This window comes from Streptomyces sp. NPDC048248, from assembly GCF_043201875.1.
Taxonomy (GTDB): Bacteria; Actinomycetota; Actinomycetes; order Streptomycetales; family Streptomycetaceae; genus Streptomyces.
On record NZ_JBICZL010000003.1, the window covers coordinates 576031 to 591350 of the forward strand.

12 protein-coding genes are annotated in these 15320 nt (G+C 71.4%); 6 read left to right on the forward strand and 6 right to left on the reverse strand.

Going from position 1 to position 15320, the window contains the following annotated elements:
- Positions 1 to 253 precede the first annotated feature (253 nt).
- Positions 254 to 3391 (reverse strand): isoleucine--tRNA ligase, encoded by a 3138-nt coding sequence (ileS, locus tag ACGFZW_RS08610; RefSeq protein WP_393892295.1) that lies wholly within the window; start codon positions 3389 to 3391, stop codon positions 254 to 256.
- A gap of 604 nt (positions 3392 to 3995) precedes the next feature.
- Between ileS and ACGFZW_RS08615 the strand changes: the two genes are divergently transcribed.
- From ACGFZW_RS08615 to ACGFZW_RS08635, 5 genes are all read left to right on the forward strand, one after another.
- Complete coding sequence (locus ACGFZW_RS08615; RefSeq protein WP_393892296.1) at positions 3996 to 4868, forward strand: TraR/DksA family transcriptional regulator; 873 nt, start codon at positions 3996 to 3998, stop codon at positions 4866 to 4868.
- 166 nt (positions 4869 to 5034) lie between these two features.
- Complete coding sequence (gene lspA / locus ACGFZW_RS08620; RefSeq protein WP_393892297.1) at positions 5035 to 5640, forward strand: signal peptidase II; 606 nt, start codon at positions 5035 to 5037, stop codon at positions 5638 to 5640.
- A gap of 100 nt (positions 5641 to 5740) precedes the next feature.
- Positions 5741 to 6682 (forward strand): RluA family pseudouridine synthase, encoded by a 942-nt coding sequence (locus ACGFZW_RS08625; RefSeq protein ID WP_393892298.1) that lies wholly within the window; start codon positions 5741 to 5743, stop codon positions 6680 to 6682.
- Between the two features lie 16 nt (positions 6683 to 6698).
- Positions 6699 to 7184 (forward strand): GNAT family N-acetyltransferase, encoded by a 486-nt coding sequence (locus tag ACGFZW_RS08630; protein ID WP_393892299.1) that lies wholly within the window; start codon positions 6699 to 6701, stop codon positions 7182 to 7184.
- Positions 7185 to 7256: 72 nt separating this feature from the next.
- On the forward strand, positions 7257 to 8852 hold the full coding sequence (locus tag ACGFZW_RS08635) for a Na+/H+ antiporter (RefSeq protein ID WP_393892300.1): 1596 nt from the start codon (positions 7257 to 7259) through the stop codon (positions 8850 to 8852).
- A 36-nt stretch (positions 8853 to 8888) separates the two neighbouring features.
- Here ACGFZW_RS08635 and ACGFZW_RS08640 read toward each other — a convergent pair whose 3' ends face one another.
- Positions 8889 to 9980: a mechanosensitive ion channel family protein gene (locus ACGFZW_RS08640; RefSeq protein WP_393892379.1), complete on the reverse strand. Its 1092-nt coding sequence runs from the start codon at positions 9978 to 9980 to the stop codon at positions 8889 to 8891.
- 124 nt (positions 9981 to 10104) lie between these two features.
- On the opposite strand from ACGFZW_RS08640, the gene ACGFZW_RS08645 reads away from it, so the two are divergent.
- Positions 10105 to 10716, forward strand: coding sequence for a dienelactone hydrolase family protein (locus tag ACGFZW_RS08645; protein WP_393892380.1), 612 nt, complete (start codon positions 10105 to 10107; stop codon positions 10714 to 10716).
- Positions 10717 to 10759: 43 nt separating this feature from the next.
- Here the strand turns inward: ACGFZW_RS08645 and ACGFZW_RS08650 are convergent, their stop codons facing one another.
- The 4 genes from ACGFZW_RS08650 to ACGFZW_RS08665 all read right to left on the reverse strand — a co-directional run bounded on the left by ACGFZW_RS08650 (position 10760) and on the right by ACGFZW_RS08665 (position 15250).
- Entirely contained in the window at positions 10760 to 12403 is a 1644-nt protein-coding gene (locus ACGFZW_RS08650; protein ID WP_393892301.1) for an alkaline phosphatase D family protein, read from the reverse strand.
- 114 nt (positions 12404 to 12517) lie between these two features.
- Positions 12518 to 13447, reverse strand: coding sequence for a thioredoxin domain-containing protein (locus tag ACGFZW_RS08655; RefSeq protein WP_393892302.1), 930 nt, complete (start codon positions 13445 to 13447; stop codon positions 12518 to 12520).
- A 90-nt stretch (positions 13448 to 13537) separates the two neighbouring features.
- A complete protein-coding gene (locus tag ACGFZW_RS08660) occupies positions 13538 to 14248 on the reverse strand; it encodes a hypothetical protein (RefSeq protein ID WP_393892303.1) in 711 nt (236 codons plus the stop codon).
- Between the two features lie 156 nt (positions 14249 to 14404).
- Positions 14405 to 15250, reverse strand: a complete 846-nt coding sequence (locus ACGFZW_RS08665) for a thioredoxin domain-containing protein (RefSeq protein WP_393892304.1) — start codon at positions 15248 to 15250, stop codon at positions 14405 to 14407.
- Positions 15251 to 15320: the final 70 nt, after the last annotated feature.

A 15320-nucleotide genomic window follows, 5' to 3' on the forward strand; every position in this document is an offset into this window, starting at 1 on the left:
CTTCCCTCGGGGCCCGGCCCTTTTGTCTGTGTTTCCCGGTTCGCGCAATTCCTACGGTTCGGGCGCTTTGGGTACGGCGTTGGGGCGGTGTTGGGCGTGGCGGGGTCTGCGGCCTCACGAGCGATCCCGCCGCCCGCGGTCCCCGGTACAGGGCCCCGCCACGAGACCTCCCCTTACCAGGGCTCCGCCATGAGAGAGCCCCCCGGCGCGGGTGCGCCGGGGGGCTCGGTGCGGCGGGTGCCGCGGTGGTCGCTCAGGCCTTGCGCAGCAGGAAGGTGAGGGACAGGCTCTCGTCAGTGAAGGGTTCGCCGTAGCCGTCGGTGGCCTCGCCCTCGGCGAAGTCGGTGGCGAGCACCTCGTCGGAGATCAGGGCGGCGTGGTCGGCCAGCGCGGTGCGCACCTCGGCGTCGGTGGACTGCCAGCGCAGCGCGATCCGGTCGGCGACGTCCAACCCGCTGTTCTTGCGGGCTTCCTGGATGAGCCGGATGGCGTCGCGCGCGAGGCCCGCCCGGCGCAGCTCCGGAGTGATCTCCAGGTCCAGGGCGACCGTGGCTCCGGAGTCGGAGGCCACCGACCAGCCCTCGCGCGGGGTCTCGGTGATGATGACCTCGTCGGGGGCGAGGGCCACGGTCTCGCCGTCGACCTCGACGCTCGCGGTGCCGTTGCGCAGCGCCAGGGAGAGGGCCGCGGCGTCCGCCTCGGCGACGGCCTTGGCGACCGCCTGGACGCCCTTGCCGAACCGCTTGCCCAGGGCACGGAAGTTGGCCTTGGCGGTGGTGTCGACCAGCGAGCCGCCCACGTCGGAGAGCGAGGCAAGCGAGCTGACGTTGAGCTCCTCCGCGATCTGCGCGCGCAGGTCCTCGGTGAGGTCCGCGAAGCCGGTGGCGCCGACCAGCGCCCGGGACAGCGGCTGGCGGGTCTTCACCCCGGACTCGGCGCGGGTCGCGCGGCCCAGCTCGACCAGGCGGCGCACCAGCGCCATCCGGGCCGACAGCGCCGGGTCGATGCTGTCCTGGTCGGCGACCGGCCAGTCGGAGAGGTGGACGGAGTCCGGGGCGTCCGGGGTGACCGGGACGACCAGGTCCTGCCAGACACGCTCGGTGATGAACGGCGTGAGCGGGGCCATCAGCCGGGTGACCGTCTCGATGACCTCGTGCAGGGTGCGCAGCGCGGCGGCGTCGCCCTGCCAGAAGCGGCGGCGCGAGCGGCGGACGTACCAGTTGGACAGGTCGTCGACGAAGGAGGAGAGCGCCTTGCCGGCCCGCTGGGTGTCGTAGGCCTCCAGGGCCTGGGTGACCTGCTCGACCAGGGTGTTCAGCTCACCGAGCAGCCAGCGGTCCAGCAGCGGGCGGTCGGCGGGGGCCGGGTCGGCGGTGGACGGCGCCCAGCCGGTGGTGCGGGCGTACAGCGCCTGGAAGGCCACGGTGTTCCAGTAGGTCAGCAGCGTCTTGCGGACGACCTCCTGGATGGTGCCGTGGCCCACCCGGCGGGCGGCCCAGGGCGAACCGCCGGCGGCCATGAACCACCGGACGGCGTCGGCGCCGTGCTTGTCCATCAGCGGGATCGGCTGGAGGGTGTTGCCCAGGTGCTTGGACATCTTCCGGCCGTCCTCGGCGAGGATGTGGCCCAGGCAGACGACGTTCTCGTAGCTCGACTTGTCGAAGACGAGGGTGCCTACCGCCATCAGTGTGTAGAACCAGCCGCGGGTCTGGTCGATGGCCTCCGAGATGAACTGCGCCGGATAGCGCTTCTCGAAGAGCTCCTTGTTGCGGTGCGGGTAGCCCCACTGCGCGAACGGCATCGAACCGGAGTCGTACCAGGCGTCGATGACCTCCGGGACGCGGGTGGCGGTCCCCTGGCAGGTCGGGCAGGCGAAGGTGATGTCGTCGATGAACGGCCGGTGCGGGTCGAGGCCCGACTGGTCGGTGCCGGTCAGCTCGGTCAGCTCGGCGAGCGAGCCGACGCAGGTGAGGTGGTCCTCCGCGCAGCGCCAGATGGGCAGCGGGGTGCCCCAGTAGCGGTTGCGGGAGAGGGCCCAGTCGATGTTGTTGTTGAGCCAGTCGCCGAACCTGCCGTGCTTGACGGAGTCCGGGTACCAGTTGGTGTTCTCGTTCTCCCGCAGGAGGGCGTCCTTGACCGCGGTGGTGCGGATGTACCAGGACGGCTGGGCGTAGTAGAGCAGTGCGGTGTGGCAGCGCCAGCAGTGCGGGTAGCTGTGCTCGTACGCCAGGTGCCGGAAGAGCAGGCCGCGGGCCTGCAGGTCGGCGACGAGGGCCTCGTCGGCCTTCTTGAAGAACTGGCCGCCGACGAGGTCGAGGTCCGCCTCGAAGGTGCCGTCCGGGCGGACCGGGTTGATCACCGGCAGGTCGTACGCCTTGCAGGTCTTGAGGTCGTCCTCACCGAAGGCGGGGGCCTGGTGGACGAGGCCGGTGCCGTCCTCGGTGGTGACGTACTCGGCGTTGACGACGATGTTGGCGCCCTCCAGCTCGACGAGGGCGAAGGGGCGCCGGTAGCTCCAGCGCTCCATCTCGCGGCCGGTGAACGACTGACCGGTGGCCGTCCAGCCCTCGCCGAGGGCCTTCTCCAGGAGCGGCTCGGCGACGACGAGCTTGTCGGTGCCGTCGGTGGCGACGACGTAGGTGACGTCGGGGTGGGCGGCGACGGCGGTGTTGGACACCAGGGTCCAGGGCGTCGTCGTCCAGATCAGCAGGGCGGCCTCGCCGGCGAGCGGTCCGGAGGTCAGCGGGAGCCGGACGAAGACCGAGGGGTCGACGACCGTTTCGTAGCCCTGCGCCAGCTCGTGGTCCGACAGGCCGGTGCCGCAGCGGGGGCACCACGGGGCGACGCGGTGGTCCTGGACCAGCAGGCCCTTGTCGAAGATCTCCTTGAGCGACCACCACACCGACTCGATGTAGTCCGGGTCCATGGTGCGGTACGGGTCGTCGAGGTCGGTCCAGTAGCCCATACGGGTCGTGAGCTCGGCGAAGGCGTCGGTGTGGCGGGTCACCGACTCGCGGCACTTGTCGTTGAACTCGGCGATGCCGTACGCCTCGATGTCCTGCTTGCCGTTGAAGCCCAGCTCCTTCTCCACGGCGAGCTCGACCGGGAGGCCGTGGCAGTCCCAGCCGGCCTTGCGGCCGACGTGGTAGCCCTGCATCGTGCGGAACCGGGGGAAGACGTCCTTGAAGACGCGCGCCTCGATGTGGTGGGCGCCGGGCATGCCGTTGGCGGTCGGGGGACCTTCGTAGAAGACCCACTCGGGCCGTCCCTCGGACTGCTGGAGGGTACGGGCGAAGACCTTCTGCTCCTGCCAGAACTCGAGCACGGCGTGCTCGAGGGCGGGGAGGTCTACCTGGGCGGGCACCTGGCGGTACTGGGGCTGCGGACTCATCGGGGGTTTCCTCCGGCGGACACCTGCTGCGTTCTCCGTCCGGAGGGACGAGAGCGTGCTCCCGCGGTACCACCCTCCTTGGCGGCGCTTGCGCACCGCCCCCTCATTGGGGTCGCGCTGCCGGTTCTACTCGCCCCGGGAAACTGCGGGCTTTCTTCCGGCGGCTCCGGGCTGATCTTCACGTCGCGCACGCCCCCGGGCTCGCACCGTCCCCGGGTCGCTCCTGGCTGCGTACGACGCTACTCGTCCCATCAATGCCTCTCGCTGGGGCCAGTGTACGGGCCCGCGACGACAGCGGCCGACCGGTTTTCCGCTGCCGGCGGGGACGGACCGGCGCACCGCGCGCCGTACGTGACCCGAATGGCGATAGGCCGGGTGCCGCAGTGGGCGGGGCGGGCGCTCCCGCCTCCGTGCCCCCGCCTGGTCACGGGCTCACCAGGCGGATTAAGGGCTGGGGAGCGGGGCACAACCGGAACACACCGCGGTTCCGGGCGGAGCGGTCGCGTCTGCCCGGCGGTGCGTCCCGTTGCCGCAGGCCCTGCGGCGATTTATCGTTCCCGTCACGATTCGCGAACAAGATCACATATGTGAAGGGGTCGCGGCCATGGTGGCGAAGAAGACCGCCGCGGAGAAGAGCACGGCGCCTGCCGGCGAGGCCGTCGCGAAGCAGCCCGAGCCCGAGCGGCCCGCACGGACCCCGGAGGCGGCGGAGAAGGCCGCGCCCGGGAAGACCGAACCCAAGAAGGCCGCGGCGCGGAAGACGGCCGCGAAGAAATCGGCCGCGAAGCAGGCCCCGGCCAAGAAGGCGGCGAAGGCCCCGGCCAAGAAGACCACGGCCAAGAAGGCGGCGAAGAAGGCCCCGGCCAAGAAGGCCGCCACGCACGCCGCCGGCACCTCGGCGGCCACGGAGACGATGGCCGCCGATGTGACGGCCGCAGAGACGACCGCGGCCAAAAAGGCCGCGGAGCCCGCGAAGAAGACGGGAGCCAAGACGGTGGTGGCGAAGAAGACCGCGGCGGTGCACGCCGGGGCACACGACCAGGACTCCGCAGTGCCCAAGGCCCGCACGGCCGCGGCGCCGGACGAACTGGCCGTACGGCCCGGGGAGGACCCCTGGACCCCGCAGGAGGTCGCGGAGGCACGGTCCGCGCTGATGGGGGAGGTGGAGCGGCTGCGGAGCGAGATCACCGCGTCCGAGGACGCCATCGCCGGGCTGATGCGGGACTCCGGTGACGGGGCTGGGGACGACGAGGCGGACACCGGCAGCAAGAACATCACCCGCGAGCACGAGCTGTCGCTGGCCTCCAACGCCCGGGAGATGCTGTCGCAGACCGAGCGGGCGCTGGGCCGGCTCGACGCGGGCACCTACGGGCTGTGCGAGAACTGCGGCAATCCGATCGGCAAGGCCCGGATGCAGGCGTTCCCCCGGGCGACGCTGTGCGTGGAGTGCAAGCAGAAGCAGGAGCGGCGCGGCTGACGTCGCCGTAGCGGTCGCGGGGACGGGCCGGGACCGCCCCCGCGACCGCACGGGTGTGCCGTACCCTCGTGCGCAGAGCCTGTCGTGGCCCCGGCCGGGGCTCCGCGACAGGCTCTCAGCCAGGCGTGGCCTGGCCGCGGATTCGAACGGGCTGAGGGACTCACACGTGGCAGAGGCGGAGCGCATCACCGGTACGCCGGAATCCGAGCCGGGTTCCGGAGCGGATCCCGCTGCGGGATCCGAAGGGGGAGAGCCGGCGGCGGAGCCGGAGCAGGGCACGGGCCGGGGCAAGCGGCGGATCGTCGCGCTGCTGGTCGTGGCGGCCGTGGTCTATCTGCTGGACCTCGGCAGCAAGCTCCTGGTGGTGGCGAAGCTGGAGCACCACGCCCCCATCGAGGTCGTCGGGACGCTGCTGCAGTTCGAGGTGATCCGCAATCGCGGCGCCGCCTTCGGCCTGGGCGAGGCACTGACGATCTTCCTGACGATCATCGCGGCGGCCGTGATCCTGGTGATCGCGCGGATCGCGCGCAAGCTCTACAGCCTGCCCTGGGGCATCGCCCTGGGTCTGCTGCTCGGCGGCGCCTTCGGCAACCTCACCGACCGGATCTTCCGCTCGCCCGGCGTCTTCGAGGGCGCGGTGGTCGACTTCATCGCCCCGGCGCACTTCGCGGTCTTCAACCTCGCCGACTCCGCGATCGTCTGCGGCGGCATCCTGATCGTCATCCTGTCCTTCCGCGGCCTGGACCCCGACGGCACGGTCCACAAGGACTGAGGAGGCCCGCGGCCCGCCCCGCAGGCCCTGTGGGCCCGGTCGCGGGGCGGGGGGACCGCCGCCGGGCCGGGGACCGTGGCGGGACTGCCATACTCGTGGGGTGAGCACCATTCCCGAGATCCGCACCCTGCCCGTACCGGACGGCCTGGAGGGCGAGCGCGTCGACGCCGCGCTGGCCCGCATGTTCGGCTTCTCCCGTACGAAGGCGGCCGAGCTCGCCGCGGCCGGAAAGGTCCGGGTCGACGGAGCCGAGGTGATGAAGTCCGAGCGGGTCCACGGCGGGGCCTGGCTGGAAGTCGAGATGCCCCGGGCCGCGCCACCGGTGGAGATCGTCGCCGAGCCCGTCGAGGGCATGGAGATCGTGCATGACGACGACGACATCGTCGTGATCGTCAAGCCCGTCGGCGTAGCCGCGCACCCCAGCCCCGGCTGGAGCGGCACCACCGTCATCGGCGGCCTCGCCGCCGCCGGCTACCGCATCTCCACCTCCGGCGCCGCCGAGCGGCAGGGCATCGTGCACCGCCTCGACGTCGGCACCTCGGGGCTGATGGTCGTCGCCAAGTCCGAGCGCGCGTACACCCTGCTCAAGCAGCAGTTCCGCGAGCGCACGGTCGACAAGCGCTACCACGCCCTCGTCCAGGGCCACCCCGACCCGATGAGCGGCACCATCGACGCCCCCATCGGCCGGCACCCGCAGCACGACTACAAGTGGGCGGTGACGTCCGAGGGCAAGCCCTCGGTGACGCACTACGACCTCATAGAGGCGTTCCGGGCGGCCAGCCTGCTCGACATCAAGCTGGAGACCGGGCGCACCCACCAGATCCGGGTGCACATGTCCGCACACCGCCACCCCTGCGTCGGCGACCTCACCTACGGCGCCGACCCGACGCTCGGCAAGCGGCTCGGCCTCACCCGCCAGTGGCTGCACGCCATGCGGCTGGGCTTCGAGCACCCCTCCGACGGGCGGTGGGTCGAGTTCGAGAGCGCCTACCCCGAGGACCTGCAGCACGCCCTGGACACCGTGCGCGACGAGAGCGCGTGAGGCGGGGCGGCAGCGCATGAACGGCTATGCCATCGAGGTCGTCGCGGACGGCGACCTGGCGGGCTGCCACGCCGTCCGCCGTGAGGTCTTCGTCGACGAGCAGGGCGTCCCGCTGGAGATCGAGATGGACGCCTACGACGACCACGCCGTCCATCTGCTCGCCACCGCGCCCGACGGGCAGCCGGTCGGCACGGCCCGGTTCCTGTACGGCCCGGCCGCGCGGAAGAAGTACGAGGTCTTCGGCATCGACGACGATCTGACCGCGGTGCTCGGCCGGCTCGCCGTCCGCGCGGCCGCCCGCGGCACCGGCCTCGGCGCGGCCCTGGTGCGCGCGGTCGAGGCCGAGGCGCTGCGGCGGGGCCTGGCCGAGGTCTATCTCCAGGCCCAGAGCCACGCCCTCGGATTCTACGAGCGGCTCGGATACACCGCCTACGGCCCGGAGTTCGACGAGGGCAGCGGGATCGCCCATCGCGCGATGCGCAGGCGGCTGCGGTCCGGCTGAGCGGGCAACGGATCGCGTCGTGGCAGGCTTGGGGCGGAAAGTGATCGAAACCGACCCCGGAGCGTAGCCACCGTGGACCAGCTGGCTCTGCTGTTCGTACTTCTTCTCGGGGCCGTGGTCATGGTTCCGGTCGGCAACCGGCTGGGGATGCCCCCGCCGGTGCTGATGACCCTCGGCGGGGCCGTCCTGGCGCTGCTGCCGTTCGTGCCCAACGTCGAGGTGCCGCCCGAGTTCATCCTGCCGCTGGTGCTGCCACCGCTGCTCTACGCCGCGGTGCAGCGCACCTCCTGGCGGCAGTTCACCGCGAACCTCCGGCCGATCTTCCTGCTCGCCGTCGCCCTGGTCTTCGCCACCACGGCCGCCGTCGCCGCGGTCGCGCAGGCCGTGGTGCCCGGGTTGCCGCTGGCCGGCGCCGTGGTGCTCGGTGCGCTGGTCGCGCCGCCGGACCCGGTCGCGGCGACCGCCGTCGCCGGCCGGCTCGGGCTGCCCCGGCGCATGGTGTCGATCCTTGAGGGCGAGGGGCTGTTCAACGACGTCACCGCGATCGTGCTCTATCACGTCGCGCTCGCCGCTGCGGTCAGCGGCACCTTCTCCGTGCCCGCCGCGCTCGGCTCACTGGTGCTGTCCGCCGTGGTCGCCATAGCGGTCGGGCTGGTGATCGGCTGGGTCGCCAACAAGCTGATGGGGCTGCTCGACGATCCCACGCTGCAGATCGGCCTGACCCTGCTGCTGCCGTTCGTCGCCTACGTGATGGCCGAGGAGTTCCACGGCTCCGGCGTGCTGGCGGTGCTGACCACCGCGCTCTTCCTCGCCGAGTACGCAGTGGACGCCGACGACGTGATGGGCCGGCTGGCGGGATACACCTTCTGGGAGGTCGTCGACACGCTCGTCACCGGCGTCGCCTTCGGGCTGATCGGACTGGAGCTGCACAACATCTTCGGCACCGCCTCCGGCCGGTGGGGCGAGATGCTCGGCGCGGGCGCCGCCGTCGTCGCGGTGGTCGTCGCCGTCCGCCTGCTGTGGCTGCTGCCCGCCGCCTGGCTGGCCAAGCGGATGCACAAGCGCCGCGACTACGACGAGGACATCCCGATGAGCTGGCGGGAGACCCTCATCATGTGGTGGTCCGGGATGCGCGGGGTCGCCTCGGTCGCGCTGGCCCTGGCCATTCCGTACACCATCGACGGGGGCGGGGACTTCCCCGCCCGTGACGAGATCCTCTTCATCGCCTTCTCGGTGGTGCTCACCACGCTCGTCGTGCAGGGACTGACGCTGCCCTGGCTGGTCCGCAAGCTGCGGGTGAGTGCCGACTCCGAGGCGGGGGACGCGTTGGAGCGGGAGCTGGCGGTCCGGGTGATCAAGGCGTCCAAACGGCGCCTGAAGGAGATCCTGGAGGTCGAGGAGCTGCCCGAGGAGATCAGGGACCAACTGGCGCGACGGGCCCATGACATCGGTGCCCGCATCGCGCCGGACATCGTCGACGACGAGCGGCGCGAGCACTTCGAGAAGCGCATCACCCGGATGAAGAAGGTGCAGCGCATCCAGGGCGAGATGCTCTCCGCGGCCCGGCACGAGGTGCTCTCCGCCCGCAGCGAGCCGGGCGCGGACCCGGAGGTCGTGGACCGGGTGCTGCGGCATCTGGACATGCGCAGCCTCCGCGGGACGCCGTGACGGGCGGTACGGCTGTGACGGCTGCGACAGGCGCTGTCAGCCGCCCGGCTTGCGCAGGTCCGGTTCCTGGTCCCGACGGGCCGGGGCGCGTCCGTCCGGCGCGGTGGTGGTGCTGATCCGGGGCAGCGCGTAGGCGTGCTCGGCCTGCAGCCACTCGACCATCTGCTCGCGGACCTGGCAGCGCACCGACCAGAGGGTGTCCGCGTCCCGGGCCGTGACCAGGGCACGCACCTCGATCGTCGTCGGTGTGCTGTCGGTCACCACCAGACTCCAGGAGCGGCCGTCCCAGTCCTGGCAGTCCTGCAGGATCTCGTGGAGCCGCTGGCGCATCTTCTCCATCGGCGCGGTGTGGTCGAGGTGGAAGAAGACCGTGCCGGTCATCTGCGCACCGCCGCGCGACCAGTTCTCGAAGGGCTTGCTGGTGAAGTACGACACCGGCATGGTGATCCGGCGCTCGTCCCAGGTGCGGACGGTCAGGAACGTGAGGGTGATCTCCTCGACGGTTCCCCACTCGCCGTCCACCACGACGGTGTCCCCGATCCGCACCATGTCGCCGAAGGCGATCTGCAGACCGGCGAAGAGATTGCCCAGGGTCGACTGGGCGGCGACACCGGCGACGATGCCCAGCAGTCCCGCCGACGCCAGCACGGACGTGCCGACCGCCTGCATCTCGGGGAACGTCAGCAGCATCGAGGCCGCCGCCACCACGATCACCACGGCGGTCACCACTCGCTGGATCAAGGTGACCTGGGTCCTGACCCGGCGTACCCGTGCCGCGTCCCGCGCGCCCGAGGCGTAGCGCGAGTACGACGACTCGACGATCGCCGCGGAGGCCCGGACCGCGAGCCAGGCGGTGGCCGCGATCAGCACCAGGGTCAGTGCCCGGCCGATGCCCGTGGCGTGCGCCTCGACCAGTTCGAGCCGCGTCTCGTCGTACGAGCCGCGCAACAGCGCCGTGCACAGCACCACTTGCAGCGGCATCCGGCAGCGCCGCAACAGGCCCCACAGCGGGGTCTCCGGGTGTGCGTTGTCGATACGGATCAGAGCCCGGTCGGCGAGCCGGACCAGGATGAGCGTGACCACGATCGACCCGCCGATGACGGCGATCGGGCGCAGCACGTCCTCCAAGGACACGGGATCCCCTCCTCGATGTGGTGCCCGGGTGCTTCGGGCGCGTGTGATGTGCTCGTACCCGGTACCGCCGACCGTAACTGGCACGATGGGGGCAGTGCGATCCAACTCCAGGGAAGTGATGTCTGTGCCGGCCTCCGCCGAGTCCTCGACCAGCGGGTCTTCGACGATTGTCCTGTTTCATTCGGTGTGCGGGCTGCGCCCGGCAGTGCACGCGGCGGCCGACCGGCTGCGCGCCGCCGGACATGAGGTGATCGTCCCGGACCTGTTCGAAGGGCGGACCGCCGACTCCGTGCCGGAGGGCATCGTCATCAAGGACGACATCGGCAAGGAGGAGTTGCTCAAGCGCGCCATCACGGCCGCCGCGCCCTACTCCGAGCGCGGTCTGGTCTACGCCGGTTTCTCCTTCGGCGGCGCGGTGGCGCAGAATCTCGCGCTGGGCGACGAGAAGACCCGCGGGCTGCTCCTGCTGCACGGCACCTCCGACATCGCGGAGGGGGCCGAGGCCGACGACCTGCCGGTGCAGTTGCATGTCGCCGACCCCGACCCGTACGAGCCGCATGACTGGCTGAACGCCTGGTACCTCCAGATGCGCCGGGCCGGCGCGGACGTCGAGGTCTTCCGCTACGCCGGCGCCGGCCACCTCTTCACCGACTCCGAACTGCCGGATTACGACGCGGAGGCGGCGGAGAGCACCTGGAAGGTCGCGTTGGGCTTCCTCGCCGGGCTGTGAGGCCGGGCACGGCGGCCCCGGCCCGGCTCGGAGGCCGCCGGGGTCAGCCCACCGGCCGGTCCGCCCGCTCCAGCCGCTGGGTGCCGGACCGCGTGCGGTAGGAGCGCAGCAGTTCGCTGGTGGCGTTCGGGTCTGTTTTGTCGGAGATGCCGAAATAGTCCATCTGGGTGCGCTCGGCGTCGACGTCCAGGACGCCGTAGCCGTGCGAGTCCATGTCCAGCCACTTCACATGGCGGTTGGCGGCCCTGAGGGCGGCGACCCCGACGAGCGAGACGGTGTGCGGGGCGACGTGCAGGAAGTCGTCCACGTTGTCGGAGGTGACGGAGGTGACCACGAACTCCGTCGCCACCGGCCGGGTGGCGGGGTAGGTGGCCGCCTTGAGCGGCACCTCGTTCGCCCAGGCCATGTGGATGTCGCCGGTGAGGAAGACGGTGTTGTCGATGCCGCGGTCACTGAGGTGGCCGAGCAGCTCGCGGCGGTCATCGGTGTAGCCGTCCCACTGATCGGTGTTGACCGCCAGGCCCTCCTTGGGGAGGCCGAGGATCTCGGCGAGCGGGCCGAGCAGATGCGCAGGCAGTGCCCCGAACGCCACCTGCGAGATCATCACCGAGGTGCCGACCAGCCGCCAGGCGGTGTCGGAGCGCTCCAACCCGGCCTTGAGCCAGTCCAGTTGGGCCCGGCCGGTCAGCGTGCGGCCGGGGTCGTCGACCGCGCCGCTGCCGGGTGCGGCCTGCTCGTCGCGGAACGACCGCAGGTCCAGCAGATGCAGATCGGCCAGGGTGCCGAAGCGCAGCCTGCGGTAGGTGGTGCCCGCGATGGACGGGCGGACCGGCATCCACTCGAAGTAGGCCTGCTTGGCCGCCGCCATCCGCGCGGACCAGGCGCCCTCGGAGTCCGGCGTGTGGTTCACGGCGCCGCCCGACCAGGCGTTGTCGGCGAACTCGTGGTCGTCCCAGATGGCGATGACCGGGTGCGAGGCGTGCATGGCCAGTGCGTCCGGGTCGGTCTTGTGCACGCCGTGCCGGGTGCGGTAGTCGGCGAGCGTGAGCAGCTCGTGGGCGGGCGAGTGCGGACGCACGACGTACGCGAAGTCCGGATACTCACCGGACTTGTACTCGTAGAGGTAGTCGCCGAGGTGCAGCACCGCGTCCAGGTCGCCGCGGGCCGCCAGGTGGCGGTACGGAGAGAAGTAGCCGGACTCCCAGTTGGCGCAGGAGACCACGCCGAAGCGGACGTTGTCGGCCGCCGCGTCGTGGGCGGGAGCGGTACGGGTGCGGCCGACGGGGGAGTGCTCCCCGTCCACGGTGAAGCGGTAGTAGTAGGCGGTGGCGGGCCGCAGGCCGCGGACGTCCGCCTTGACGGTGTGGTCGGCGGCGACCGAGGCGGTCACGCTGCCGCGGGCGACGACGGACCCGAACTCCCGGTCCTTCGCCACCTGCCACCCCACCTCGGTGGCGGGCCCGCGGCCGGAGCCCGGGGTGGCCTCGGGTATCGGTGTGACGCGGGTCCACAGCAGGACCCCGTCCGGGAGCGGGTCGCCCGAGGCCACCCCGTGCCGGAAGAACCGGGCCTGTTCCGGGGCCTCTTGGGCACGGGCGGGGGTGGCGGCGGCGAACGGCAGCAGGGCGGCGGTGGCGGCTACGGCCGTGACGGCAGTGCGGCGCGAGATCTGGTCATGATCGGTCACGGCCGATCACCTTACTGGCCGGTAGGTGGGGCCGGGAGGGCACTGACTACTCTTCCTGAGAATTTGCCCGCCCGTTCCCCGTACGGCGTTCACCGCACGCCGTGAAGGCGCTTCCTACGGAGCCTTCTCCCCTTCGCGGATGCCGTTGCCGGCGCCGCCCGCCCCGCCCTCGTCCGTGCCCTTGCCCTTGTCGGCGCCCGCGCCCTTCGCCGGGCCGAACTCCTTGTCGATCATCTTCTTGAAGTTGGCTAGGGCGAGCTGGTTGTACTGCGCCTGCGTCATCTGCTGCTGGGGGACCTCGGCCATGACGAGCTTCTTGTCGTCGTGGAAGAAGGTCGGCGTGCCCTTGACGCCCTTGCGGCCGAACAGGGCCGTCATCTCCATGGCCCAGCGGTCGTAGGTGCCCTTCTTGACCGCCGTCGCGAAGGACTTGTTGCCCTTCAGCGCGGGAACGTCACCGGCGACCTTGAGCAGCTCGGCGTCCTTGGCGTAGACGTCCTCCCGCTCGTCGGGGTGGTACTTGGTGGAGTACAGCGCCGCCTTGAACTTCAAGAACGCCTCGGGGCTGACGTCCAGCGCCGCACCGAGCGCGCTGAGCGCGTTCTTCGACCCCTCGCCGCCCGCCATGCCGTCGATGAACGAGTACATCGTGAAGCGGACCTTGTACCGGCCGTCCTCGACGTCCTTGAGCAGCGCCTCGCCGGAACTCTGCTCGAACGACGCGCAGGCCGGGCAGCGGATGTCCTCGAAGACCTCCAGGGTCTCCTTGGCGCTCTTGTCGCCTATCAGGATCTCGGTGCCGTTCTCGCCCTGTGTGTGCGCGGGCTTGGTGAGCCGGGCCTCCTTGGCGGCCTCCCAGCCGGTGGGCTCGTTGGCCTTCATGACGGTATAGCCGACGCCCCCCGCCAGGGCGAGGACGCCGACCACCGCGCCGGCCACGACGAGTTGGCGGCGCAGCCTGTCCTTCTTCTTCTGGCGCTCGCGCTCGGCGCGGATCCGTTCGCGGGCTGCCGACTTGTTGGCCTGGCTGTTGCGGTTGCTCATGGGTGTGTCCCGATCCCCTCGGTGCTGCGGCTGACTGGATGGCTGTGCGAGGTGCGTGGACGGCGGGCGGCGGGAGCGCCGTCGCCGCCGTCAGACCGTGACGTGGGGTGGGCCGCGCCGCAGTACGCAGTGGCCGAGGTGGGGGAGCCGGCGCGCCGGGATTCCCGGGCGCAGCGGCCGGATGCGACGGCGGAGGGGCGTCAGCGCGGCGTTGGCGAACGCGGCAGCGGCCAGCAGGGGGCCGAAGGCGAAAGCCGCCACCGCGCGCAGCAGGTCGTCCAGCACGGCATCCCCGCGGTGCAGCCAGGCGGCGGTCAGCAGGCCGACCGCCAGGTGGGCGCCGAGCAGCAGCCACGGTGCCGCGCCGGGGGCGACCGGTGGCAGCGGGCCGTCCGGGTGGGCCGCCACCCGGGCCAGGGGTGTGCCCCATTCGCCGCCCCGGCACAACAGGTCGACGCCGAAGGAGCGCAGCGGCCCGGTGAGCGGGCCGCCGGCGGGGCCGTAACAGGTGTGCTGTCCGGCGGTGAAGACGGTGTCGGCGGCCAGTTCCAGCGGCAGCAGGAGCGCGGCGATCGGGCCGTAGCCGCGTGGCCGGCCGGTCAAGGTGTACGCCGTGGCGAAGATCCCGGCGCAGAGCGCGGTGACCGTCACCGGGGGCAACGGTTCCCGGGAGAGCAGGACATGGGAGGCAGCGGAGAGGGTGACGCACAGGGCGGTGAAGAGTGCCGCCCGCACCGCCCTCAACTGCCCGTCCACGCCGGCCGCCGGTCGGGCGTCCGGGCCAACTCCCGTCCCCTGCATGCCGGGAGTCTGCCATGGGCACGGCGGGAGGCCGGGTCAAGATTTGGCATCGGCCGGCGCGCGGGGCGCGCGCCGGCCGTGGGTGCCGTGGTGTGTCCCGCAGCGGGTGCCGTGCCCGTGTCCGCCCGAGGGCGGCACGGGCGGGACGTCACCCGGTCAGGACTTGAGGCCCTTGTCGACCATGGAGTTGAAGGCAGCCACGGTGGACGGGGCGACCTTGCCCTGTCCGCTGTCCGTGCCCAGCACGGTGTTGTTGAGCTTGATGGTCGGCGTGCTCGTGACGTCCTTGACCGAGTTGAAGGCGTCGGACATCTCCAGCGCCCACCGGTCGTAGGTGCCGGCCTTGACGGCCTTCTGGAAGGCGGCATTGCCCTTGAGCGCGGGGACCGTGTCGGCGACCTTGATCAGGTAGCTGTCGTCGGCGAACTTGTCCGGCCCGGTCTCCTCGGGGTGGAACTCCTTGGAGAACAGCGCCTCCTTGTACTTCAGGAAGGCGTCCGGGCCGACGTTCAGGGCGGCGCCCATCGCGCTGAGCGCGTTCTTGGAGCCGGTGCCCTTGAGGTTGCCGTCGAGGAACGTACCGAGATGGAAGGACGCCTTGTACTTGCCGTCCTTGATGTCCTTCTGGACCGTCTCACCGACGTTCTGCTCGAAGTTGGCGCAGCCGGGGCAGCGCGCGTCCTCGAAGAGTTCCAGGGTGTTCTTGGCGTCCGGCTTGCCGATGACGACGGTGGTGCCCTCGGCGCCGGAGGTGTTCGCGGGCTTGACGAGCTTGGACTTCGCGGCCTTCGCCCAGGCGTCGCCGCCGCCGGCGCCGCTGTCGTCGCCGCCCAGGTTGGCGACCGCCACGCCGATACCGCCGGCGACCGCGAGCACCGCGACGATCGCACCGCCGACGATCAGCTGCCGGCGCATCCGCTCCTGCTTCTTCTGCCGCTCGCGCTCGGCGCGCAGCCGCTCGCGGGCTGCCTGCTTGTTGGCCTGGCTGTTGCGGTTGCTCATGACTGTTCCTGCTCCGTGGTGTCCGTGGGGAGGGGGTGCGTGCTGTCGGGAGGCGTACGCGCGTGTTCAC